Here is a 23,814-nt window from a genome sequence, read left to right on the forward strand (position 1 = left end):
CCTGAGACGCGGTGTCCCCTGTCGGCTACGCCCTGACGCGCCACTGCACCCGGCCAGGACGCCACAGGCAGAGCGAGACAGGTTGCGATTGCTTTCGCATACCCAATGGCAAGGATCACCCTCCGTCCATCCCTGCAAGGAGACGGAAGCCCCCATGTCACGCCATGCGATGTCGACCCATAAATCACTTCATCAGGCCACAAACTTGGCAGACTGCGTCAGCAGGTGGCCAAGCGCGGTCTCGCGGATGCCGTGAGACCCAGGGAACCCCTTTGATCGTTGTTGTCATCGCAGCTGCGAAGACAACGATCGCTCCACCACGCCAGTCCCCATCAGACGGCGCCCCGGAATCAGCGAGGTGTGAAGCCAGCTTCGCTGAGCCACTCACGACACTCACGACCAGCAAGGCCGGACTCGGGTAGGGAAGGCACCCTCCCGTCCGAGGGCGAGTCAGCTGCCGGGCCCGATCTCACCGTCGGTCTTCGTCGCCTCTCCGTCGTACGCATCGCGATCCCGTTCGTACGACCGGTCTCCAGGGCAGGGATATGGGCGGATGATCTTCCGTTCCGCGAGGATCTCCCGCGCCCGGGACTGGCCCCAACTGGTGGCGTACCAGGGGTTGTCCTCCCCTGCGAGATCTTCCGCGATGCCCTTCAGCGCGCAGGAGCGCAAGGGCTCGGGCAATCTGTCCAGAGCCGGTGCGGCGTCCGCCGACAGCTCATGGAAGTAGGAGACATCGATCTTTCCGGTGCTCTCATAGCGTTGTACGTTCCGCTCCGCCACCATGGCGTCCGGTGACATCAACCCGAAAGCGAGGACCGCCGCCGCAGCGCTGGCGGCGACCGCCCTCGGCAGCCACTGAGCGCCGAAGGCCCCGGCCGCCATGATCAACACGATCACCAGCCCGAGCCACAACTCCATCGCCGCCACCGAGATCCGCAGCCGGGTGAGTCCGTAGGCGTCGACGTAGAGGTCCATCCGACGCAGCGCGGCCGCCACGACGACCAGGGTGAGCAGGCACAGGGTTCCGAGGACGCCTCGGATCAGAGTCCGGTCACGGGGGCCGGTGCGCGGTGCCCAGCGCAGCGCTAGCGCGATCACCAGCAGGGTGAGCAGGGTAGCCCCCAGCAGCTGCCAGAATCCCTGTCTCGCGTACTCCGCGTAGGTCAGTCCCGTCTTCTCCAGGACCTGGTCATATCCGCCCAACAGCACGGCGAGCTGAACCGCGATAAACATCGAGAAGAGCAGGTTGAGGACGATGAGCGGCAGCGCCCACTCCCAGCGGGCGCGAGCCTTGCCAGGGCGTACGGCGAGAAGGTCCCAGCGCATGGGGGCGGCGGCCGTGTGTGCGGCAGCGAGGGCCCCGACGATCCCGAAGAGGAAGAGGAGCAAGCGCCAGGGTCCGTCCGCCACTGACACATCGGGGGTCAGCGCTGCCAGAAGATCCGCGAACGCCGCATCCGCGCCCGCGAAGAGAGCGCCGAAGACGATCAGTAGTACGGCAGCGGCCGCGAAGGTCCGCATCGCCGTGCCCCATCGAGCCCGAGAGTGGCTCATCCGGTCTCGTACTCCCCGCCAAGCCCAGCCAACGCCCAGGACGAGCGAATTCAGGAGTCCCAGGGAACCCAGGAGAATCCCTGGCCAGGTGCGGCTTCCATGGAGGGCGAGAGAGCCTGCGGCGAGCGCGGCGGCGACGGCGAGGAACGTGGACCAGCCAGCGTCCCGTAGCGCGGGCACGACCAGGAGCGCTAGTCCGCCCGCAGCCCAGACCCAGGTCCAGGGGCGGAGTCTGCGGCCGGCCTGACGTGCGGCGAAGTATGCCGCGATGGAGGTGGCCAGCGCCACGATGAGCAGATTGACCCCCAACCCCTCGCCCAGCAGCAGCGCACTGAGCACTCCGGTGGCGAGTGACGCCCAGAGGGTCGCCGCGTGGACTGCCGCCGGAGGCCGAGGACGTACTCGTGCGGCCCAGGAAGCAGGTTCCCCCCGTGGAGCCGGTGTCGCCCACGGGTCGGTCGAAGCTCGCGAGCGTTCCGCCTCCGCGGCCTGCTTCGCACCCGGTTCCGGCTCGGATGCGGTGGGCTCTGCGGATCGTTCATCGGACACGTATCCCCCTCCCCCTGCGAGCCGCACGGCTCGCTGGAGCAGGGCGTGTGGCTCGGAAGACTTCTCAGCACACGCCGTACAGAGATCGGTTGCGATGATCGACTTGGCGCACGTGACGGAGGGTTAACCACAGGCCAAGACTGCTCGGGTCGGCCGTGGGACGACTGCGTCAGGACCGTGACGCGGTGATGACACTCGACGCGTCAGGAACATCAGCGAAACCGGGCAGACCACGGGAAAGGCCCCTCTGGCCTGCTGCCCCTTCCCGCCACCCTCGTCTCTCCGCCCTCTCCGCCCTCTCCTCACGGAGCCGGGGTCTGGCCCTAGCCCACCATGCTCAAAGCGGGCCATCCGGCAGCCAACCCGGCAGGCCCTCGGTCCGTTCCAACCAGGTCCCGGGGGGCTGCCCGGCCCGGCTGGCGGCAACCACCCCGCAGGCAATGGCACAGGTGGTGTCCACATCACCGCCCACCCCGGCGGTCGTCCAGAACGCGTTCTCGAAATCACCCAGGGAGCGCGCCGCGGACCACAGGGCGAACGGCACCGTGTCATGAGCGCTGGTGCGCCGACCACTTCCGAGTACGGCGGCAACCGTTCCGGCGTCGTCGTAGTCGAGCATGTCCCGCGCTCGACGCAGACCCGCCCCCACGGCACTTCGCGGTACGAGCGCGACGACGCCGTCGAGCAGTTCGGTGGGGGTGGGTGGGCCGCCCGGAGCAGCGGCGAGGGAAGCAGCCGCTGCTACCGCCATGGCTCCGACGACGGCCTCACGGTGCTGGTGAGTGGTGTACGAGGAAATCTCCGCCTGATGTGTCGCCTGTTCGGGGTCGTCCGCGTACCAGGCACCGAGCGGGGCGATCCGCATGGCTGATCCGTTGCCCCACGATCCCTGCCCCTGGAAGAGGTCCGCGGCGAGTTCACGCCAATCGCCCCCCTCCCTCACCAGGCGGAGCATGCGATTGACCGCTGGGCCATAGCCGCGGTCGAAGTCATGGTGGCTCGCGAAGGACAGGGCGAGCACGTCTTGGTCGATCCTGCCGTGTCCGGCGAGGACCGCCAGCACCGAGCAGGCCATCTCGGTGTCATCGGTCCACTGCCAGCTGCCTGGCGGGAGCTCACGCCGTTTCAGTAGCGGGTAGTGCGAGGGTACGAAGAACTGGGAGCCCAGGGCGTCCCCCACGGACAGTCCACGCAGGCTTTCCAGAGCGCGTTCGAAGCGCCCGGCGGGAGAAGGGTCAGCGATCATCTTCCTGCCACTCTATCCACCCGCTCCATACGGTTCGGGGGTGCGCCAGCGCTCAAAGGGCCGGTCAAGGGCGTAACGCCCGTCCTCGCCCAGTTGAAGCACTCGTATCTCCCCGTTGCGGGGATTGGAAAGGGATTCAAAGTCCGCGACTGTCCAGTGGAACCAACGCATGCAGAAGAGCCGCATGGTCAGCCCATGCGTGACCAGCAGGACATTCGGCGGATGATCAGGCGATTCAAAGCTGCGGTAGAGGCTTTCGAGGAAGGCACCCACCCGGTCATACACATCCGCTCCCGACTCCCCCTGGGCAAAGCGGTAGAAGAAGTGCCCATAAGCGTCCCGGTATTCCTTCTGGAGCCGGACATCCTCGATGTCCTGCCAGTTTCCCCAGTCCTGCTCACGCAGCCGGGGCTCTTCCCGTACCCGAACCAGTGCCGGATCCAGACCAAAGGCCCGAAAGGTCTCGTGGGTGCGTCGATAGGGGGAGACATAGGCACTGACGCGTTCGCCTTCGAACAGGTCACGCAGCCGCGCGCCCGCCGCCTCGGCCTGGGCCCTTCCGGCGCTGGTCAGACGCAGCGCATGGTCGGGCTCGCGTTCGTACACGGTGTCATCGGCATTCCCCTCCGACTCACCGTGCCGGACGAGGACGATACGTCGCGGTCTAGCCATACATCGACCCTAGATCGCGCGGGGCCAGAGCGGGCGGTCGAGCTGGCTAATCCGGTTGACGGAGCAGGTGAGGTGGGGCACACCCAGGCCCAGAGGTTCCCCATGGGCGGCAAAATGCCCGCTCTATACCGATTTCAGATCCGCTCGGTCGATGATCGCAACGATCCGGCAAGCCCCCGTCGGCGCTCCAGCACGACCCCCTGACGGGTCGAAGACCGCCCACTCCACCCAATGAACCGGTGCCATTACGGCCACGAGAACGATCAGACCGTCCAGGATGGCTCCAGCACCACCACGTCCCCCGCGAGCGCCTCGATATCCGCTTCCGCCTGGGCCCTCAGCAGCAGGCGCTCCACCCGCTCTCGGCGGTACTTGCCGTGTTCCGCCGCGGACTGCCACATCGACATCACCAGAAACTCATTCCCCGGCGCCTCGCCGAAGACCCCCCGCACCATTCCCGGCGATCCGGCCATCGCCGGGTTCCACACCTTCTCCTGCATGAGCGCGTAGTGCTCAACCCGCTCCGCGCGGACCTTGCAGTGCGCGACCCGCACCACATCGGCGTCGGTGAAGCGCGGCTCAAAGCCAGTTTTCACATCAAAGCGGTATTCAAACAGTTTGACCTGCGAATCCCCGTATGTCCCTGACTGTCCGGACGCCAATCGATCATGCGAACGCGCCATAAACGAGTCATAGAACGCACGGGTCTCCCAGAACGCGAATATATGGACGGTGTGGGGCCGAACTCTGCTCCACCCACCGCCCTGCCCCCGAAAACCCGGCTCACCGAGCAGCCCCGCCCACTTCCGCTGTCCCCGTTCGAACCCACGACGGTCCACCACGGTGCAGCGAATCCACTTGACCAGCACCGCGCCATCGTACGGCCCCGGACGTGGCCGGGGTCACTGTCCTACCGAGCGCGCTTCCGACGATTACCAGCCATCGACCCTCACCTAGGGGTCGATCCCTGTCCCCGTTCAGGAACTTGTGCTCCCGGAACGGTCCTAGACCAGACAAATCCTCGCCGGGACCGGTAGGAAGCAGATACCGTCAACAGAAGGAGAACCGCTGGAAGTTACGGGGAAGGGATATCCGTTGAGCAGCCTGAGCAAGGGCGTCCGTAAGGTCGAGGTGAGTCTTCGATGGGACCCGAGCCCCCTGGGAGAGGCAGCCCACGACCTCGACATCGTCGCCGCGACCTATTCGGCGAGCGCACCACACGGTGACCCCGCGTATGTGGTGCATTTCGACAGCCGGTCGCCCGACGGGACGATCACGCTGACCAGAGACAGCAAGACGGGTCAGGGCTTCGGCGCGGACGAGGTCCTCACGCTGGAGTTCGACCGACTCGCGGCAACGTACGGACGGGTCGTCGTGGGCGTTGCCATCCAGCAGCGCGACCGCCGACGGACCTTCGGCGATGTGACGAACACGGTGGTCAGGATCGCCGAGGGGCCCACGGAGCTCTGGAAGAGCACGTTGCCCGAGCTCTCTGACGCCACGGCCGCCGTGGTCGCGGAGTTCGTCCGGGGCGAGTCGGGTACCTGGCAATTCCACGAGGTCGTCCGCGGATTCGACGCGGATCCGCAGTCGTTCATCGGGCTCATGGGCCGCGACTGAGCCAGCGCAACCGCGCTGACCGACGGGTGGTGGAGTGCCACGGTCCGCTCTGGCTCTCCTGCGCGGTCCCGCACTGTCGGCCTGCGCGGTCCCGCACTGTCGGTCTCACGGCCGAAGGGGACGCCGGCCGCAAGGCCGACGCCCCCTCAGCAAGGACCGTCCCGTTGGTCATTCCACCCCCGCACCCGCCGGGGTGGAATGATCAACGCGGATGGGACTCCTTAGCTACAGCCGCTGGTCGAGCCGCAGCCCTCGCAGATGTAGCAGGAACCGGCCCGCTGCATCTTCGTACCGCATGAGAAGCAGAGCGGAGCGTCGGCGCTGATGCCCAGCTGCATCTCCACCAGTTCGGCGGAAGTGTGCGCCTGCTGAGGCGCCGGAACAGCCGCCTGGGGAGTGGAGACCACGTTCAGATCCTGCCGAAGCGGGGCTGACTGGGCCAGTCCCTCGACATCGACCTCGTCGTCCGACGGCTCATAGGAACCGGTTTCCAGGTGGCGCTGCCGCTCCTCGACCGAGTGGATGCCGAGTGCCGAGCGCGTCTCGAAGGGCAGGAAGTCCAGGGCCAGGCGACGGAAGATGTAGTCGACGATCGACTGCGCCAACCGCACATCCGGATCGTCCGTCATCCCCGCCGGCTCAAAGCGCATGTTGGTGAACTTCGAGACATAGGTTTCGAGCGGTACGCCGTACTGGAGGCCGACCGAGACGGCGATGGAGAAGGCGTCCATCATGCCCGCGAGGGTCGAGCCCTGCTTGGACATCTTCAGGAAGACCTCGCCGAGACCGTCGTCCGGGTAGGAGTTGGCGGTCATATAGCCCTCGGCGCCACCGACCGTGAACGAGGTGGTGATACCGGGACGCCCCTTGGGAAGGCGCTTGCGTACCGGACGGTACTCGACGACCTTCTCCACCGCGGACCGGATGGTGTCCTCGGTCTTCTCGGTGATCTCGGTCTTCGCCTGCTCCTTGGACTTGGCGGAGAGGGGCTGACCGACCTTGCAGTTGTCGCGGTAGATCGCGAGCGCCTTGACGCCCAGCTTCCACGCCTCGAAGTAGATCTCCTCGACCTCTTCGACGGTGGCCGATTCCGGCATGTTCACCGTCTTGGAGAGCGCACCCGAGATCCATGGCTGGATCGCGGCCATCATGCGCACATGCCCCATCGCGGAGATCGAACGCTCGCCCATGGCGCAGTCGAAGACGCTGTAGTGCTCGGTCTTCAGCCCGGGGGCGCCGACGACAACGCCGTTCTCGGCGATGTGGGCGACGACCGCCTCGATCTGCTCCGGCTGGTAGCCAAGACGCCGCAGCGCCTGCGGCACAGTGCCGTTGACGATCTGCATCGAGCCGCCGCCGACGAGCTTCTTGAACTTGACCAGGGCGAGGTCGGGCTCCAGGCCGGTGGTGTCACAGGACATCGCCAGACCGATGGTGCCGGTCGGGGCGATGACGGACGCCTGCGCATTGCGGAAACCGTTCCGCTCGCCCAGGCGAATCACGTCCTGCCAGGCCTCCGTGGCCGCGGCCCAGATCGGCGCGTCCAGGTCGTCGACCCGAACGGCCTTGGTGTTGGCATCGGAGTGCTGCTGCATGACCCGCTTGTGCGGGTCCGCGTTACGGGCGTACCCGTCGTACGGACCGACCACGGACGCCAGCTCGGCAGAGCGTCGGTAGGAGGTGCTGGTCATCAGGGAGGTGATGGCCCCGGCGAGGGCACGACCGCCGTCGCTGTCGTAAGCGTGGCCGGTCGCCATGAGAAGGGCACCGAGATTGGCGTAGCCGATGCCCAGCTGGCGGAAGGCACGGGTGTTCTCGCCGATCTTCTGCGTCGGGAAGTCGGCAAAGCAGATCGAGATGTCCATCGCGGTGATGACCAACTCAACGACCTTGGCGAAGCGCTCGACCTCAAAGGACTGGTGGCCCTCGCCGTCGTCCTTGAGGAACTTCATCAGGTTCAGCGAGGCGAGGTTGCAGGACGTGTTGTCCAGGTGCATGTACTCGCTGCACGGGTTCGAGCCGTTGATACGACCGGACTCGGGGCAGGTGTGCCAGTTGTTGATCGTGTCGTCGTACTGGATGCCCGGGTCGGCGCAGGCCCACGCGGCCTCCGCCATCTTGCGGAAGAGGGACTTGGCGTCGACCTCCTCGATCACATCGCCGGTCATACGGGCCCGCAGACCGAACTTGCCCCCGGACTCGACGGCCTTCATGAACTCGTCGTTCACCCGGACCGAGTTGTTGGCGTTCTGGTACTGGACGGACGTGATGTCGTCGCCGCCCAGATCCATGTCGAAGCCCGCGTCCCTCAGGGCGCGGATCTTCTCTTCTTCCTTGACCTTGGTCTCGATGAAGCTCTCGATGTCGGGGTGGTCGACGTCGAGGATGACCATCTTGGCGGCGCGACGGGTCGCTCCGCCGGACTTGATCGTTCCCGCGGAGGCGTCAGCACCCCGCATGAAGGAGACCGGGCCCGAGGCGTTGCCGCCCGAGGAGAGCAGTTCCTTGGAAGAACGGATACGGGACAGGTTGAGGCCGGCGCCCGAACCGCCCTTGAAGATCATCCCCTCTTCCTTGTACCAGTCGAGAATGGACTCCATGGAGTCATCGACGGCCAGGATGAAGCACGCGGACACCTGCTGCGGCTGAGGCGTACCCACGTTGAACCACACCGGCGAGTTAAAGCTGAAGATCTGGTGCAGGAGCGCGTAAGCCAGCTCATGCTCGAAGATCTCCGCGTCGGCGGGCGAGGCGAAGTACTTGTAGTCCTCGCCCGCCTTTCGATACGTCTTCACGATCCGGTCGATCAGCTGCCTGAGGCTGGTCTCGCGCTGCGGGGTGTCGACTGCCCCACGGAAATACTTACTGGTGACGATGTTGACCGCGTTCACCGACCAGAAGTCGGGAAACTCGACGCCACGCTGCTCAAAGTTCACCGAGCCGTCGCGCCAATTGGTCATGACGACGTCACGACGCTCCCAGGCCACCTCGTCGTACGGGTGTACGCCCGGGGTGGTGTGGATGCGATCGATACGGAGGCCCTTGGTCACCTTGGCTCCCTTGGCACGGGAACCTCGTGCCGGACCGCTCGCCGTCTCTGTCATGCCGCCTCCCATATACGGGCAAAAACGCCCTGAAGTGCCCAGATCTTCCCGTGGGCACGGTCTGTGTCTGATGTCTCGGGCGCAGCACAGCGCCCGAGACAGATCTTGTTGCCGCCCTGTTTCCGGCCGCTCTTTCCGGCCACTAGGCGCGGCCGAGCCGCTCGGGGCTCGACGTCGCTCAGTCGGTGGCGGCGGCGGACACCGGGACCGCGAGGGTCTCGCCGGCTCCGCCTTCGTCTGCTGGCGGCCGTTGTACGCGCAGTTCCGCGATGGCCGCCTCGAAGTCTTCAAGGGTGTCGAACGCCCGATAGACGGACGCAAAGCGCAGGTAGGCGACGAGGTCGAGCTCCTGCAAGGGGCCGAGTATGGCCAGTCCCACATCGTGGGTGGTCAGCTCGGCGCTGCCAGTGGCGCGCACCGCTTCCTCGACCCGTTGGCCGAGCTGAGCGAGAGCGTCCTCGGTGACCGGCCGCCCCTGGCATGCCTTACGCACCCCAGAGATGACCTTGATACGGCTGAAGGGCTCGGTCACACCGCTGCGCTTGATCACCATCAGCGAGGCTGATTCCACCGTGGTGAATCGCCGAGCGCAGTCGGGACACTGCCGACGACGCCGGATCGATGTCCCGTCGTCGGTGGTACGACTGTCGACGACACGGCTGTCGGGGTGCCTGCAGAAGGGGCAGTGCATAGTTTCCCAACCCTCCTTCATGGCACGACTGACGAGCTCCGACAGACCTGTCGAAGCCCTCCGAAGCAGCCTCAAGCATAGGCGATGGCCGCAGTCTTGAAAGACCAGGGACCACAACTTCTGGGCTGCGTACACAATCCAACCACTAGATCTGGGGTTTGGCTGCGTTTCGCCCCCCAGCGCGTGTCGCATAACCGACCGCGGTCGCAGACGGCGTACGGGTGGTGACACCACGCCATCGGAGGGGTACCCGATCCATGCGCCCACCGGACCTGAGGGACCGGGAACGAGAGTACGGGACACGCTTGGCCACCAGGATTTCGGGTCCGATTCCCCGGATTCCGCAGGGGGCGATGCCAGACTGTCCCCCACACCCCCGGGGGCGCGGGAGGGAGGCTAACGTGGATACCGAGCAATTCGCGTTCGACCCGAAATCGCTTCGCAATGGCGGTACGACAAGTCTGTGGCTGGCTTGACCCATTCGGCGTCAAAGACGAAGACGCGAGTGCTCTTCTTGACCATCCAAGGCCTGTCGTTCGCACATACACCCAACCTCATGTCCATGTAAGCGAATCTACGATTTTTCACTCGAACGTGTGTTTGGCGCAACCTTTCGAAAGCAACTACCGTTGTCCAGCTAGGGAGACCATTCGAGAGGGGCCGACGTGACCACTACCGCAGACGCAGCCACCATTACTACTGCCCAAGACCGCTCCCAGAACCGATTTGAGCCGGTGCACACAATGAATGATGCAGCCACGCCCCCCGATGGGGCCGAGCCTTCGCGGCCCGCACGTTCGCTGCCCGGCCGACCTCCCGGTATCAGGGCGGACAGTTCCGGACTCACGGATCGGCAGCGGCGTGTCATCGAGGTGATCCGCGACTCCGTACAACGCCGTGGCTACCCACCGTCGATGCGTGAGATCGGCCAGGCCGTGGGGCTGTCAAGTACTTCTTCTGTCGCTCATCAACTGATGGCGCTGGAGCGAAAGGGGTTCCTCCGCAGGGATCCTCATCGCCCTCGGGCCTATGAGGTGCGGGGCTCAGACCAGCCCAGCGCACAGCCCACGGACACCACGGGAAAGCCCGCCGCTTCTTATGTCCCGCTGGTGGGACGCATCGCGGCCGGTGGACCGATTCTCGCTGAGGAGTCGGTCGAGGATGTGTTTCCCCTCCCCCGACAGTTGGTCGGGGATGGCGAGCTCTTCGTATTGAAGGTTGTCGGCGACTCCATGATCGAGGCCGCTATCTGTGACGGCGACTGGGTCACCGTGCGCCGTCAGCCCGTGGCGGAGAACGGTGACATCGTCGCGGCGATGCTGGACGGCGAGGCCACCGTCAAGCGGTTCAAGCGGGAGAGCGGGCATGTCTGGCTGCTCCCTCACAATGCCGCCTACCAGCCGATCCCCGGTGATGACGCCACCATCCTCGGCAAGGTAGTGGCGGTGCTCCGGCGGGTGTGAGTCATCCGCCGCCCCTGACCGGGCCTCGGGGCCCACTGCGCCTGGTCCCGAGGCCCGCTCCATGTCGGTAGGTCTCAGTGATCGGCGGTGGTTACGCGGATTCCGCGTAACCACCGCCGATCTCCTGTGTTCCGTCCGTTCTAGCCCTGTGTTCCGTCCGCTTTGGCCTTGGCATCGATAGCCGCCAGGGAGCGGCGCACCTGATTACGGTCCGTGGTGTACCAGAAGTCGGGCAGTGACGCCCGGAGGAAGCTCCCGTAACGGGCATTGGCCAGACGCGGGTCCAGCACTGCCACCACACCGCGATCGCCTGTGGCACGCACCAGGCGGCCGGCGCCCTGGGCCATCAGCAATGCGGCGTGGGTAGCGGCGACCGCCATAAAGCCATTGCCACCGGCTTCCTCCACGGCCTTCTGGCGGGCGCTCATCAGCGGATCATCAGGCCGTGGGAAGGGAATCCGGTCCATGACCACAAGCTGACAGCTCGGGCCAGGGACGTCGACTCCCTGCCAGAGGGATAGCGTGCCAAAAAGACAGGTCTCGGGATCCGCCGCAAAGGCCTTGATCAACTCGCCCAGGGTTTCCTCACCCTGGAGCAGAATCGGATTGTCGAGTCTGCCACGCAGCTCCTCGGCAGCCGCCTGGGCCGCCCGCATGGACGAGAACAGCCCGAGCGTGCGTCCACCGGCCGCTTCCACGAGCTCGGCCAACTCATCCATCATGTCGCCGCGTGAACCCTCGCGACCTGGCGTCGCCAATTGACGTGCGACATAGAGAATGCCCTGCTTGGGATAGTCGAAGGGCGAACCGACGTCGAGGCCCTTCCACTGGGGAATGTCATCCCCTTCCGTCCCCTCGGGAGACAGGCCGAGGGAGGCGCCGACGCCGTTGAAGTCGCCACCGAGTTTGAGGGTCGCGGAGGTGAGAACCACCGACCGATCGGTGAACAGCTTTTCGCGGAGCAACCCCGACACGTTCATCGGTGCGACCCTCAAGGACGCACCGAAACGGTCATGACGTTCGTACCAGACAACGTCATATTCAGATGCCTGTGTGACCCGCTCGGCGACGTCGTGCACATTCTCTACCGAGGCCAGCGCCTGCTTGCGTACGGCGTCCTCATCTTGGACCGACTTATCCCGGGTGGACCCCAGGCCGGAGATGACCGTGCGCGCCGCATCGCGCAGCGCGACCAGGGCATAGCCGAGGTCCTCGGGGATCTCTTCCAACCGTCCGGGGAGGGCGAGCTCCATGACCCGCTCAAACGTCTCCGCCGCGGTCTGGAGGGAATCCGCCGCCTTCTCATTGACCAGTTTCGCCGCCCGTCGCACCGCGCGGTTGACCTGGCCGGGGGTGAGTTCGCCGGTCGCGGCGCCGGTGACCCGGGAGACCAGCTCATGGGCCTCATCGATCACGAGGACCTCATGCGGAGGGAGTACGGGGGCGCCCTCAATGGCGTCGATCGCCAAGAGGGCGTGGTTGGTCACGACCACGTCGGCGAGCTTGGCCCGCTCTCTGGCCATCTCCGCAAAACACTCGGCTCCATAGGCACACTTGGTGGCGCCCAGGCACTCCCTGGATGTGACGGCCACCTGCGACCAGGCACGGTCGGAGACGCCCGGCGTCAGCGCGTCGCGATCTCCGGTCTCCGTCTCGTCAGCCCAGTCCCGGAGACGGAGCAGGTCCTGACCGAGCTTGCTGCTCGGTGCAGCGGCCTCAAAGGGGTCAAAGAGTCCCTCCTCCTCGTCCTGTGGCACACCCTCGTGCAGACGGTGGAGGCAGAGGTAGTTGGACCGCCCCTTGAGCATGGCGAATTCTGGCCGACGGCGCAGCAGCGGGTGCAGTGCGTCCACGGTTCGCGGCAGGTCACGCTCGACGAGCTGACGCTGGAGGGCCAGCGTCGCCGTAGCGATGATGACCCGCTCCCCGTGAGCGACCGAGGGGACCAGATAGCCCAGGGACTTGCCGGTGCCCGTGCCCGCTTGGACGAGCAGGTGGGAACCGTCATCGACGGCCTGGGCGACGGCCTCGGCCATGGCGACCTGGCCGGGCCGCTCCACACCGCCGACCGCAGTCACAGCAGCATGGAGTAGTTCAGGGAGGGATGGCTTCGTCATAGGCCGACCACCCTAAGGCTCAGGACTGACATTGCGATCCGATCCCGCCAGGTCGGGCTGGCGCGGGTGGTCCGGCAAGCCCCCGCGACGGCTCTCCACCGGCCCGGGGAACCTGACGCGGTCGGGATCGGGTTCGGCCAGCGCGCACGGGATGTGTCGCCCACGGGAACCGATGCGGCTTGAGCGGTGTATGTAGGACAGCGAGTGACTCACAGCTGGTTGCGATGCCGGCGATCGCGGATCAGCAGAGCAGCTCGTTTGTCGGGGAGGTCGACCTCCAGGGAGTAGCGGAAGCCGCCGCTGAGGAAGGCGGCCAGGGAAGGGGTGTTCCGTATGTCGGGCTCGGCGATGACACGTAGGCAGCGAGGGCGGTTGTCCAGGACAAGGTCGGCGACGGCTCTGATGAGGGTGGAGCCGAGACCTCGCCCTCGGTCGGGTGCGCTACCGATCAGCAGGTGGATACCCGTGTCGTGGGCGCGTGCGGGATAGTGACGAGCGAGGGGGTCGAGATCGGCACGGTAGATCTCGAAGTAGCTCATGGGGACCCCGTCGAGCACACCGATGCAGGGAGCACTGCGCCCATCGCCCTCTAACTGGGCTCGCAGATGAGCGGTGGTAACCGAGTCCGGCCCTGCCAGATTCCAATATGCGGACACGGCGGGGTCGTCCATCCAGCGACTGATGTACCTGAGATCACGCTCGGTAGCCACGGGTACCAGCTGGAGAACGCCCGCCGATGTGGTGATCGGGCCCCAACCAGCGGGGTCGTCCAAGGGGTGCGAGGAAGCGGAGCGCGGGGCGAAGGCAGGGGCTCGGGGGCCTTCGTTCCCACGGAAGTGCATCGCGAGCGCACGGCTGGGGCTGCCCTCGGAGGCCGACTCGTCCCTCGGGAGGAGGTGATTCGCGGTCGGAGAGAGGAGCCGCGTGGGAGGAACGGTCATGGCGCGGGCTGAGGGGGCGGTGCCGACGCCAGGAACCGCGTTGCCCTCTGTGTCCAGGGCAGTCCTGGAAGTAGTCGCGGAGTGACGCACGGAGCAGCGATCACCGGTCGTGTCCGGGGATCGTCTCGGCGCTGGCGGACTGCGGCACAGAGCGGGACATCGAAATGAGGTAACACCGGGGACCTCAGAGGTGGAGGGGGTTGGCAACGGTGACATAGACGGACTGGGTGTCCACCGGCCCGACGAGTTCGTCCAGCCCATGGAACCGAGTCAGCAGATTGGCCTTGGAGCGCAGCGTCGGCGCTTCCAGCAGGCGAGCGGGGAGCGGGGATCCGAGTTCTCGGGTTGACAGGAGGAACTGGCGGAAGGCGGCGATCAGTACGCGCTCATCGGCAAGACGCTGTGACCCGAACGCTCCGATCAGCCCGAGGACGTTGTTGATGCCGAGGTAGTAGGCGAACCGCTCGTCGACCACCTCATCGGGGACAAAGGTGTCGCTGAGCTGGCCAATCATAGGAAGACGGCGCTCCAGCTCCGTGCGACGGGATTCCCGGAAGTAGTAGCCCTGGTTGTCGCGGTAGCGGCCACCGATGGGCCAGCCCTCGGCATCCAAGATCACCAGCGTGTTCTGTTGATGCGCCTCCAGGGCGATGCCCGCGGTGCCGTCGAACCAGAGAACAGGGCGTACGACATGGTGGAGATAGCGCAGGAACCACTCGGCGGCGACAGCACCGGTGGGTCGACCGGTACGGGTCACCAGTCGAGCCATCACATCGGTGAGGCGAGAGCGCATCGCTGAGCTGCCGGGCCAGGGACGTGGTGCCACAAGACCTGCGATACAGACCACATCGTCCCGGAGCCCGAAGGGATTGTGGCGCAACAGGACGTCGAGGCCGGGTACGGGCTCGCCTCGGGAGGAATCGGTACCGGCCGTATCCACCGCCAGCCATGCGGGGTCGCGCACGATGTCAAAGCCGGGGTGTGCTGCTTGCCACTGCCCGGCGAGGCCAGTGCGCAGCAGTCGATGGACCTCGACTCCTCGGTGGAGTTCTTTGCGTAGGTTCTCTCGGCGGGAGTTGGTGATGTCGACACCGAGTGACAGTTTGAGCATCGCCGGGGAACCCGGGCGGTGGACGGTCCGCACCGAGGAGGTCGGGTGCCACGGCTCGCCATGGGCTCCCAGGTCATGGAGCAGACCCGAATCGAGGAGAGAGGTGACAGCGGGGCGGTGCCGCAGCTCGCGCGCCTGCCATGGGTGCAGGGGAAGGGGAACCGTTTGGTCGGGAAAGCGAAGGTCGCCACAGAGCCGAGTCATCAGTTGCTCGGCGGGAAGGGCGCGGCCCTGTTCTGTCCAGGCGGACTCACTGGCCAGGATGGATCTGTCGACGGCGAGCCAGTGCAGGGGGAAGGAGCCGTACCTCTCGGGTGAGTAGAGGGACGCTTCGGTCTCGGAGAACCCCTCACGGCTCTTGGGCGTGGGGTGCAGCGGATGTCCTAGGACCAAGGACTGCTCCGCGGTGAGAAAGAGGTCTGCTCCGGCTGCGGGCTCGGGGTGGGCACGGCGTTCGGTGATGAAGTCGGCCGTGCGACGGACGGAGTCGGCGACTCGGCCGACCAGTTCCGCGCTGACGCGATTCACTTCGCGAGCGAGGAGAGCCGCAAGCGTCACCGCGTCGACGGGCGGGGCGCCATCCGGAACGCTCTCCAGAGTGGGCGAGGCAAAGCGATGCCATCCGGCCGGGGACCAGTAGCGGACGGGGACGAGCAGTGTGGCGCCACTGGCGGGCAGATGGACGCGAAGGGTTGGTCCATCGGGCTGACCAATGCTGTGCTCCCTCACCCAACAGCGCAGGAGGTTGTCCACGGCGGCTCCATCCGCGGCCATGCGGGGATCCGGGTGGTCAAGGGGATCGGCGGAACGCGCCGCTGCAGTGGGGCCTGTGGCCCGTTGCTTGGCCCCGGGGCTCTGTGGGGCGGAGGCGAGAGCCGTCGGTGGAGAGGGGACCGGAACCTGTGGAGAGGGGGCGGGGGCCTGTCGCGTCTTTGACGAGTTGGCGGGGGCCACCTGGGGAGAGCGCTGTTCTCCACGGCCGTCGGTGTGCTGGCGTGGAACCGTCGGTGTCCCGGCCTTGGGCTCGCCCTGCGTCGAAGGTTTCACCTGGGTGGGAAGGGCGGAGCTGGCAGAGGATGCGCAGGAGGTGTCTGAAGCGGAAGAGTTCACGGGAGGCTTCCTTGAAGTCCGTTCGAGTCAGCAGGAGTGCCAGAATCTGCTGGGTCTCATGTGCGTCAGGTGGGTGACGGCGCGCTATCGAGACGTCAGCGAAGCGGCCGGCAACGCCCATCGCGCTGTTTGTCGGCGAGGGGCACGGCGTGGAGATCGGTAGGTGACCAGAGGTCCGCTGGTGGTTGGGTCTCTTGGCGCTGGCTGGAGCAGCGGGCTGGCGGGGTGGGCCGTCAGCGCTCAAGGTGGCGGAGCAGCGGACGCTCACCGGGACCGTGGCCACGGCATATCGGGGAACCGGGGGCGCTGCGGCCGAGGGTGCTTGCCCGAAGCGACTCCGCTGTGCGCGGCGCTGGTGGGACAGCAGGTTCGGTCACGGCCACGTGTGTTGGTCCTCCGGCGGTCCTGATGTGGTCCTCCGCGTGCTCTGGGACGGTACGGTCCCCCTGCCGCCCGCCTCGCGTTGCCCCAAGTGGTGCTGTGCCTCCCCTGGGGACAAACGACGGGGGAGGTCCGGAAGCACGGGCCGCGGGGAAGATCCTTGGCCCCGCGGAACCGCGGGCGACCCCCGTGCCGTCCCCAGAGTCACCGGCATGGTGGGGTGGCCGGATACCGGAGAGGGCACAGCCTTGTAAGGTTCGCGGCGGTTCCGGACAGTCTCCGATCCACCGGTTCGCCAGTGGATCGCGGTTCGCCGGGGCAGTAGCGATTCCACGATGTGAGATACACAGTTTCCACGGTTCAGAAGCACAGAGCACCGAAGTCCCAGGGGGATCACCACATGCGACCCATTCGTCCGACGCTGGCTGCGGCCTCCTTTGCCGTCGTCCTCGCACTGACCGCGACCGCCTGCGGTTCCAGTGAGGACAATGCGGGCGACAAGCCGACCACCGCCACAAGTGAGTCCACGGACGGCAAGATCACCATCCCCGATGAGCTGAAGGACCGGCTCAAGGCTCGGGGGATCGACATCGACAAGTGGCGCAACGGCGAGTGGAAGAACTGGGACAAGGACAAGTGGCTCCGCGAGGCCCAGGACTACGTCAACCCGATCATCGAAGGCCTGTGGGACCCGGACAGGATGCGGGAGGCTGAGAAGCCCCCGGAGCAGCCGATCGACCAGGACATATCCGGGGACGAGGGAGTCACCGACCCCACGCCGGACCCCGTGAACGCGCTGGCGGTGACAGCTCCGTACCGGACGAGCGCCCCCCAGGCCGGAAAGGTGTTCTTCGACGGCCCCGACGGCTCGATGGTCTGCTCCGCGACCGTGGTGAAGGATCCGGCCCACCCCGGTAAGTCCAACATGGTGTGGACCGCGGGCCACTGTGTTCACGCCGGCAAGAAGGGCGGCTGGTACCGCAACATCGCCTTTGTCCCCTCCTACAACGACAGCGCCAAGTCGTCTGCCGCCTTGGAGAACACCCCCAAGGAAGAAGTCGCTCCGCATGGAGTGTGGTGGGGTGACTGGGCACAGACCTCCGACCAGTGGATCAACCAGGGGGCCAAGACCGGTGGCCAGGGCGCGCCCTTTGACTTCGCGGTGATCCACGTCACCCCGGAGAAGGGGGGAACGGGCAAGTCGTTGGAGGAGACGGTCGGCTCCGCGCTTCCGGTGGACTTCCAAGCCCCGGCCGTGCCGGAGATCGATTCCATGACCGCGACCGGCTACCCCGCAGCACCGCCCTTCGACGGCGAGAAGATGTTCCAGTGCCCGGACAAGCCGGGTCGCCTTTCGGTCAAGACGAACGAGCCGACGATGTACCGCATTGGCTGCACCATGACGGGCGGCTCGTCCGGTGGAGGTTGGGTGGCGAACGGCAAGGACGGCAAGCCGGTGCTGGTGTCCAACACATCAATCGGCCCGGTGTCGGCCGGCTGGCTCGCGGGACCGCGGTTGGGCACCGAGGCCAAGGCCGTCTATGACGCGGTGAGCAAGAAGTTCGACGGGCGGTAGCCCATCGCTGGACTCCTCCGCGGTCAAACGGTGGAAGGCCTGCCCCTCGCGAGGGGCAGGCCTTCCACCGTTGCTAGGAAATGCGTATGGATTCCAGGGGATGTCAGTGCGGGACCGGCACATACGGTGCAAGCGCCGCAGCCAGTTCCTCGTGAACACGGGCCTTCAACAGCGTGCCTTCGGGGGTGTGCTCCTCGGTGAGCACCTCGCCATCGGCATGGACCCGTGAGACCAGCCCGCCCTGTGTGTAGGGCACCAGGGCTTCGATCTCGACCTGAGGTCGGGGCAGTTCGGCGTCGATGAGGGTCAGCAGTTCATCGATGCCCTCACCCGTTCGCGCCGACACCGCGATCGCGTGGCGCTCTATGCGCAGCAGTCGCTGGAGGACCACCGGGTCGGCCGCGTCCGCCTTGTTGATCACGACGACCTCGCGCACATTCACCGCGCCCACATCGCGGATCACCTCGCGCACCGCGGCCAACTGCTCCTCCGGCGCTGGGTGCGATCCATCAACCACATGCAGGATGAGATCGGAGTTGCCGACCTCCTCCATGGTGGAGCGGAACGCCTCCACCAGATGGTGCGGAAGATGCCGTACAAAGCCGACGGTGTCGGCCAGGGTGTAGACCCGGCCGCCGGGCGTCTCGGCCCGCCGGACGGTGGGGTCGAGCGTGGCGAACAGTGAGTTCTCCACCAGGACTCCGGCACCGGTCAGACGGTTGAGCAGAGAGGACTTGCCGGCGTTGGTGTAGCCGGCGATCGCGACCGACGGCACCCTGTTGCGCCGCCGCTCCTGCCGTTTGATCTCCCGGCCGGTCTTCATCTCCGCGATTTCCCGGCGCATCTTCGCCATCTTCTCGCGAATCCGTCGCCGGTCCGTCTCGATCTTGGTCTCACCAGGGCCACGGGTCGCCATACCGCCACCGCCGCCGCCACCCATCTGCCGGGAGAGCGACTGACCCCAGCCACGCAGCCTCGGCAGCATGTACTGCATCTGTGCCAGGGCGACTTGTGCCTTGCCCTCACGGGACTTGGCATGCTGGGCGAAGATGTCCAGGATCAGGGCCGTACGGTCGACCACCTTCACCTTGACGACATCTTCCAGGTGGATCAATTGCCCGGGGCTGAGCTCTCCGTCGCAGACCACCGTGTCCGCACCGGTCTCCAGCACGATGTCTCTCAGCTCCTGGGCCTTGCCCGAGCCGATGTAGGTAGCGGAATCGGGCTTGTCGCGGCGCTGGAAGACACCGTCGAGAACCACCGCGCCCGCGGTCTCCGCCAGTGCGGCGAGCTCTGCGAGGGAGTTCTCCGCGTCCTGCATGGTCCCCGAGGTCCATACACCGACCAGCACCACTCGCTCCAGGCGCAGCTGCCGGTACTCGACCTCGGTGACGTCCTCAAGCTCTGTGGAGAGGCCCGCCACCCGCCGTAGTGCGGCTCGGTCGGAGCGTTCGAGCTGATCGCCGTCCCGCTCCCCGTCGATCTTGTGGCTCCAGGCGACGTCCTCTTCCATCAGGGCATCGGCCCGAAGGCCCTCGGTGCGCGTCTCGGCGAAGCTCTGCTGGTCGAAGCTCTGCTCGTCCTGGGAAGGGGATGAAGAGGAGGTCATTGGGTCCTTACGTCGATGGGGTGGGCGGAGGTGCCTTCGTCCCAGCTGCCCTTGTACCGGGAAAGCAGGGCCGATAAACCGGGTACCTCACTACCGTGACAACGTGTGACGGGCCTGGATGATTCCCGTGCCTGACCCAGGTGTGGGAACCGCTGCCGGCGCCGTCGACCTGTCGATGGTCGCACGGTCCGGCGGGGGCCGTCATCCGGTTTCCGCCGTCGCTCAGAGTGCCCGTGGACCTCTCTCAGCGGGAGCAGGCCCCCTTGCGGCCGCGGTCGGTCGACTCAGCGAGTTGCGGCCGCGGTCGGTCGACTCAGCGAGCCGGGGGCTTCGCCGGCACCGCTGCCTTGGCCGGGACACTCGTCCGCCAGTCAGCGTGGCCGGGCATCGCGGGCGTACGTTCCGCGTAGAGCCACCCCTGGAAGAAGGCCGTCAGGTCACGGTCCGCGATCCTGCCGGCGAGCCGGGCGAAGTCCTGTGTGGTCGCGGTCCCATCGCGGTAGTCACTCACCCAAGCCCGTTCAAGACGGTCGAAGGCATCGTTGCCGATCGTCTGCCGCAGGGCGTAGAGGACCAGCGCGCTGCCGTCGTACACCACCGGTCGGAAGAGGCTGATCTTCTGCCCCGGGGATGGGGGCTTGGGTGCGGCGGGCGGGCCGCCTTCGGCGCGCCACTGGTCAGAGCGCCGGTAGGCCTCCCGCATGCGTGCTTCCAGGGGGTGGCCGGCCTTCTCTTCGGAGTAGAGGGCCTCGTACCAGGTGGCATGGCCCTCGTTCAGCCACAGGTCGGCCCAGGTACGAGGCGAGACGCTGTCACCGAACCACTGGTGCGCCAGCTCATGGACCATGATCGAATCGACGTACCACTCGGGGAACAGACCGTTCACGAAGAGACGGCGCTCGAAGAGCGAGAGTGTCTGTGTCTCCAGTTCGTAGCCGGTCTCGGCGTCGGCGATCAACACTCCGTACGTTTCGAAGGGATAGCGGCCGACCTTCCCTTCCATCCATTTCAGCTGGTCCGGTGTCTTCTTCAGCCAGCGCTCCAGTGCGGTGCGGTCCTTGGCGGGCACCACATCCCGCAGTGGTAGTCCGCCGGGCCCCTCACGGGTGGGGACGGCCGAGGTGCCGATCGAGACCTGGGCCAGTTCGGTGGCCATGGGATGCCGGGTGCGATACCCCCAGGTGGTGGTCGAGCCGTGCTTCTTCTTGGACTCGCGCACACCGTTGGCAACCGCCGTCAGCTCACTGGGGGCGGTGATCCGGAAGGTGAAGAGCGCCTTGTCCGCGGGATGGTCATTGGACGGGAAGACCCGATGGGCCGCATCTGCCTGGTTCGCCATCGCCAGCCCGTCGCTGGTGCGTACCCAGCCTCCCGCGCTGCCCTCGCCGCGGGGGTCGCTGGTGTGCTCCACCGTGATACGCAGTCGAGATCCCGCCTCCAGCGGAAGCAGGGGCTCGACGACGAGGTCCTCCCCGGCGGTTGCGAACTCGGCGGGAAGTCCATTGACCTGGACCGCGCTCACGGTTCCATGGGAGAAGTCGAGATTGACGCGCTCAAGCCGTTCCGTGGCCCAGGCGTCGATCTTGGTGACCGCGTCCAGCGGAGTGGTGTTGCCGCCGTGGTAGGTGAACGCGATGTCGTACTCGGCGACGTCATAGCCCGGGTTCCCCAGGTGCGGAAAGAGCGGGTCGCCGATGCCGAGCGGGGTCGGTTCGGGCGGCGGCAGCACAGCGGCGACCAGGCATGCCGCCGCCGCTGTCAGCAGCGCGGCGCGCAGTCGACGCCGGGGGGCCGTGGGTCGGGAAGTGGGCAACATGCACTACGGCTACCAGTGCCCCGTGCCCAGCGTCGGCGCGGCGCGCTTGATGCCACTCAAACGGAGTCAGCCGGTGGGTGCCGGACGCTGGCTGCGGCTGACGTCGTACACCCCGGGCACATCTCGCATGGCCCGCATCAGCGCGGGTAGACCGGCGGCGTCGGGGAGTTGCAGGGTGTAGGTGTGGCGTACGCGCTGTTGGCTGGGGGGTTCGACGGTCGCCGAGACGACGGCCGCGCCTTCGGTGGCGATGGCCTCGGTGAGATCGGCGAGCAGCCTAGGACGGCCGAAGGACTCGGCGACGAGGGTGACCCTGCAGGCAGCGGCCTCGCCCCAGCGCACCGAGACAGATCGGCGCTCAAGTGACTTCATCCGAGAGACGGCCGCGCACTGCTCACGGTGGACCGTCACCACTCCGCCCCGTACGGCGAAGCCCGTGACGGCGTCGGGCGGTACGGGCGTACAGCAGCCGGCGAGTCGTACGGTCGTGTCGGGAAGGTCGACGACGGCATTGGCTGCGGCTGCGTGGCCGAGCGCGGGGGTGCTGGGCGTGGGTCTACGGGGGGCCGCGGCCTGGGGCGTTGCCCCTTCGGGATGTGCCGCGAGCCAGGTGGTGATGGCGATACGGGCCGCGGGCGTACGGGCGTGGTCGAGCCATTGGGGCGAGGGCCCGGACCCTGCGTCCTGGACGCCGGGGACGCTCGGGGTGCCGTCGGCGGTCGCCGGGGCGGGGGTCGGCTGGGTGTCGTGGGCGAACAGCAGATGCACGGTGTCGCCGTCGCTCAGTACGGTACTGAGCGTCGCCAGACGGCCGTTGACCCTGGCTCCGATACAGGCGTGAGCCCGCTCGCCGTACTGCGCGTACGCAGCGTCGACACAGCTCGCGCCCATGGGCAGCCCCAGCATCTGACCGTCGGCGCGGAAGACGGTGATCTCCCGGTCCTGGGCCAGGTCGGCACGGAGGGACGACCAGAAGGCATCGGAGTCCGGGGTGGACTCCTGCCACTCCAGGAGTCGTGAGAGCCAGCCCGGCCGGGTGGGATCGGCGCGCTCCTCGTCATCCGGCTCCATCGTGCCGTCGGGGCGGTCCGGGCCGTCGGTGCCCTCGGTGGAGGCGTACGGGTTGCCCAGGGCGATGACCCCGGCCTCGGCGACCTTGTGCATCTGGTGCGTGCGGATGAGTACTTCGGCGACCGCTCCGTCGGTGCCGGCGACGGCGGTGTGGAGCGACTGGTACAGGTTGAACTTGGGGGCGGCGATGAAGTCCTTGAACTCGGAGATCACCGGGGTGAAACAGGTGTGCAGTTCGCCGAGTACGGCGTAGCAGTCGGCGTCCTCGCCGACCAGCACCAGGAGTCGGCCGAAGTCGGTGCCACGGAGTTCGCCGCGTTTGAGGCTCACTCGGTGGACGGAGACGAAGTGGCGCGGCCTGATGACGACTTCGCTGGTGATGCCGGCTTCCCGCAGCACCGAACGGAAGCTCTGGGCCATCGCGTCGAGCGCCGCCTCAGCGGTGTCGCTCTCCGCGATCAGGCTGCGGGTCCGTTCGCACTCCTCGGGATGGAGGATGGCGAAGACGAGATCCTCCAGCTCTGTCTTGAGAGCCTGCACGCCGAGCCGTTCGGCCAGGGGGATGAGGAAGTCCTTGGTGACATTGGCGATCCGCGCCTGCTTCTCGGGGCGCATCACCCCGAGGGTGCGCATGTTGTGCAGGCGATCGGCGAGCTTGATCGACATCACCCGGACGTCGTTGCCGGTGGCCACCAGCATCTTGCGGAAGGTCTCGGGCTCGGCCGCGGCCCCGTAGTCGACCTTCTCCAGCTTGGTGACACCGTCGACGAGATAGGCGACTTCGGCGCCGAACTCCGCCTTCACCTGGTCCAGCGTCACATCGGTGTCCTCCACGGTGTCGTGCAGGAGGGAAGCCGTCAAGGTCGTCGTCTCCGCGCCCAGTTCGGCGAGGATCAGGGTGACAGCGAGCGGGTGGGTGATGTAGGCCTCGCCGCTTTTGCGGAACTGCCCTCGATGGGACGATTCTGCGAGGACGTACGCACGGTGCAGGATCGTCAGATCGGCGTCCGGATGGTGGGCGCGATGGGCGTCGGCCACATGCCCGATGGCATCAGGCAGCCGGTCACGGGTGGCGGGTCCAAGGAGCGCAGCGCGACCCAGCCTTCGCAAGTCGATCCTGGGACGGCCGCGCCTGCGGCTGTGGGCACCAGGGTTGGCGGCCTCTGCTGCACTCATGGGG

15 protein-coding genes are annotated in these 23,814 nt (G+C 66.7%); 3 read left to right on the forward strand and 12 right to left on the reverse strand.

What is annotated here, in order from left to right; translation table 11 throughout:
* Window positions 1-450 precede the first annotated feature (450 nt).
* From NBG84_RS08830 to NBG84_RS08845, 4 genes are all read right to left on the reverse strand, one after another.
* Entirely contained in the window at window positions 451-2,106 is a 1,656-nt protein-coding gene (locus NBG84_RS08830) for a DUF4153 domain-containing protein (RefSeq protein ID WP_250918735.1), read from the reverse strand.
* Window positions 2,107-2,443: 337 nt separating this feature from the next.
* Entirely contained in the window at window positions 2,444-3,352 is a 909-nt protein-coding gene (locus NBG84_RS08835; RefSeq protein WP_250918736.1) for an ADP-ribosylglycohydrolase family protein, read from the reverse strand.
* Window positions 3,353-3,364: 12 nt separating this feature from the next.
* Complete coding sequence (locus NBG84_RS08840; RefSeq protein WP_250918737.1) at window positions 3,365-4,024, reverse strand: histidine phosphatase family protein; 660 nt, start codon at window positions 4,022-4,024, stop codon at window positions 3,365-3,367.
* Between the two features lie 263 nt (window positions 4,025-4,287).
* Window positions 4,288-4,893, reverse strand: coding sequence for a DUF4937 domain-containing protein (locus tag NBG84_RS08845; protein ID WP_250918738.1), 606 nt, complete (start codon window positions 4,891-4,893; stop codon window positions 4,288-4,290).
* Window positions 4,894-5,092: 199 nt separating this feature from the next.
* Between NBG84_RS08845 and NBG84_RS08850 the strand changes: the two genes are divergently transcribed.
* On the forward strand, window positions 5,093-5,644 hold the full coding sequence (locus tag NBG84_RS08850; protein WP_285366531.1) for a TerD family protein: 552 nt from the start codon (window positions 5,093-5,095) through the stop codon (window positions 5,642-5,644).
* Window positions 5,645-5,865: 221 nt separating this feature from the next.
* On the opposite strand, the gene NBG84_RS08855 is transcribed toward NBG84_RS08850, so the two are convergent.
* Together NBG84_RS08855 and nrdR are read right to left on the reverse strand one after the other, a co-directional pair.
* Complete coding sequence (locus tag NBG84_RS08855) at window positions 5,866-8,748, reverse strand: vitamin B12-dependent ribonucleotide reductase (RefSeq protein ID WP_250918740.1); 2,883 nt, start codon at window positions 8,746-8,748, stop codon at window positions 5,866-5,868.
* Between the two features lie 178 nt (window positions 8,749-8,926).
* On the reverse strand, window positions 8,927-9,439 hold the full coding sequence (gene nrdR, locus NBG84_RS08860) for a transcriptional regulator NrdR (protein ID WP_250918741.1): 513 nt from the start codon (window positions 9,437-9,439) through the stop codon (window positions 8,927-8,929).
* Window positions 9,440-10,104: 665 nt separating this feature from the next.
* On the opposite strand from nrdR, the gene lexA reads away from it, so the two are divergent.
* Window positions 10,105-10,902, forward strand: a complete 798-nt coding sequence (gene lexA, locus NBG84_RS08865) for a transcriptional repressor LexA (protein WP_250918742.1) — start codon at window positions 10,105-10,107, stop codon at window positions 10,900-10,902.
* A gap of 140 nt (window positions 10,903-11,042) precedes the next feature.
* On the opposite strand, the gene NBG84_RS08870 is transcribed toward lexA, so the two are convergent.
* The 3 genes from NBG84_RS08870 to NBG84_RS08880 all read right to left on the reverse strand — a co-directional run bounded on the left by NBG84_RS08870 (window position 11,043) and on the right by NBG84_RS08880 (window position 15,845).
* Window positions 11,043-13,019 carry an ATP-dependent DNA helicase gene (locus tag NBG84_RS08870; RefSeq protein ID WP_250918743.1) on the reverse strand — a complete coding sequence of 659 codons (1,977 nt, stop codon included), beginning with the start codon at window positions 13,017-13,019 and terminating at the stop codon, window positions 11,043-11,045.
* A gap of 209 nt (window positions 13,020-13,228) precedes the next feature.
* Window positions 13,229-13,960, reverse strand: coding sequence for a GNAT family N-acetyltransferase (locus NBG84_RS08875; protein ID WP_250918744.1), 732 nt, complete (start codon window positions 13,958-13,960; stop codon window positions 13,229-13,231).
* Window positions 13,961-14,144: 184 nt separating this feature from the next.
* Entirely contained in the window at window positions 14,145-15,845 is a 1,701-nt protein-coding gene (locus tag NBG84_RS08880; RefSeq protein WP_425608592.1) for an IucA/IucC family protein, read from the reverse strand.
* A 1,117-nt stretch (window positions 15,846-16,962) separates the two neighbouring features.
* Here NBG84_RS08880 and NBG84_RS08885 point away from each other — a divergent pair.
* The gene (locus NBG84_RS08885; protein WP_250918745.1) at window positions 16,963-18,138 is read left to right on the forward strand and encodes a trypsin-like serine peptidase; all 1,176 of its coding nucleotides are present in this window, start codon (window positions 16,963-16,965) and stop codon (window positions 18,136-18,138) included.
* Between the two features lie 103 nt (window positions 18,139-18,241).
* On the opposite strand, the gene hflX is transcribed toward NBG84_RS08885, so the two are convergent.
* The 3 genes from hflX to NBG84_RS08900 form a co-directional block, all read right to left on the reverse strand.
* Entirely contained in the window at window positions 18,242-19,747 is a 1,506-nt protein-coding gene (gene hflX / locus NBG84_RS08890; RefSeq protein ID WP_250918746.1) for a GTPase HflX, read from the reverse strand.
* Window positions 19,748-20,060: 313 nt separating this feature from the next.
* Complete coding sequence (locus tag NBG84_RS08895; protein WP_250918747.1) at window positions 20,061-21,563, reverse strand: M1 family metallopeptidase; 1,503 nt, start codon at window positions 21,561-21,563, stop codon at window positions 20,061-20,063.
* 66 nt (window positions 21,564-21,629) lie between these two features.
* Window positions 21,630-23,810 carry a RelA/SpoT family protein gene (locus tag NBG84_RS08900; protein ID WP_250918748.1) on the reverse strand — a complete coding sequence of 727 codons (2,181 nt, stop codon included), beginning with the start codon at window positions 23,808-23,810 and terminating at the stop codon, window positions 21,630-21,632.
* Window positions 23,811-23,814: the final 4 nt, after the last annotated feature.

It is taken from the genome of Streptomyces albipurpureus, from assembly GCF_023701525.1.
GTDB classification, from domain to species: Bacteria; Actinomycetota; Actinomycetes; order Streptomycetales; family Streptomycetaceae; genus Streptomyces; species Streptomyces albipurpureus.

Excerpts from the sequence above, each read along its gene's own strand:
- NBG84_RS08840 (WP_250918737.1), bottom strand. The coding sequence starts at position 4,024 with ATGGCTAGACCGCGACGTATCGTCCTCGTCCGGCACGGTGAGTCGGAG.
- NBG84_RS08880 (WP_425608592.1), bottom strand. The coding sequence starts at position 15,845 with ATGGCCGCGGATGGAGCCGCCGTGGACAACCTCCTGCGCTGTTGGGTG.
- NBG84_RS08835 (WP_250918736.1), bottom strand. The coding sequence starts at position 3,352 with ATGATCGCTGACCCTTCTCCCGCCGGGCGCTTCGAACGCGCTCTGGAA.
- NBG84_RS08870 (WP_250918743.1), bottom strand. The coding sequence starts at position 13,019 with ATGACGAAGCCATCCCTCCCTGAACTACTCCATGCTGCTGTGACTGCG.
- NBG84_RS08895 (WP_250918747.1), bottom strand. The coding sequence starts at position 21,563 with ATGTTGCCCACTTCCCGACCCACGGCCCCCCGGCGTCGACTGCGCGCC.
- NBG84_RS08875 (WP_250918744.1), bottom strand. The coding sequence starts at position 13,960 with ATGACCGTTCCTCCCACGCGGCTCCTCTCTCCGACCGCGAATCACCTC.
- NBG84_RS08900 (WP_250918748.1), bottom strand. The coding sequence starts at position 23,810 with ATGAGTGCAGCAGAGGCCGCCAACCCTGGTGCCCACAGCCGCAGGCGC.
- nrdR (WP_250918741.1), bottom strand. The coding sequence starts at position 9,439 with ATGCACTGCCCCTTCTGCAGGCACCCCGACAGCCGTGTCGTCGACAGT.
- NBG84_RS08855 (WP_250918740.1), bottom strand. The coding sequence starts at position 8,748 with ATGACAGAGACGGCGAGCGGTCCGGCACGAGGTTCCCGTGCCAAGGGA.
- hflX (WP_250918746.1), bottom strand. The coding sequence starts at position 19,747 with ATGACCTCCTCTTCATCCCCTTCCCAGGACGAGCAGAGCTTCGACCAG.
- NBG84_RS08885 (WP_250918745.1), top strand. The coding sequence starts at position 16,963 with ATGCGACCCATTCGTCCGACGCTGGCTGCGGCCTCCTTTGCCGTCGTC.